Origin of the sequence: Massilia genomosp. 1, from assembly GCF_011682185.1 — a bacterium.
Taxonomy (GTDB): domain Bacteria; phylum Pseudomonadota; class Gammaproteobacteria; order Burkholderiales; family Burkholderiaceae_D; genus Telluria_A; species Telluria_A rubra.
Map to the genome: position 1 here is coordinate 1 of NZ_WHJF01000516.1, position 297 is coordinate 297.

At 57.9% G+C, this 297-nt stretch carries 1 protein-coding gene; it reads right to left on the reverse strand.

Annotated elements, in window-relative coordinates; all coding sequences use genetic code 11:
• On the reverse strand, positions 1-297 hold a 297-nt coding region (locus F1735_RS34730), incomplete at both ends, for a DDE-type integrase/transposase/recombinase (RefSeq protein WP_167241602.1).

Genomic DNA, 297 nt, shown 5'->3' on the forward strand with positions numbered 1-297 from the left:
GGCGATGCTCGACACCGGGCATGATCTGCACCTTGGCGGCCGCATAGCTTTTCAATTTGTCCGTGATCAGAACCCTTGGTGCATAACACAGGCCAGTGAGAAGCTTACGAAAGAACCGTTTGGCGGCCTGGCGGTTGCGCCTGCTTTGAACAAGAACGTCCAGCGTATGACCATCCTGGTCGACAGCGCGCCAGAGATAGTGGTGTTTGCCCTTGATGGTGAGCACGACTTCGTCGAGATGCCATTTGTCGCCGCGCTGCGGCTGACGCCGGCGCAGTTCGTTGGCATATCGCTGAC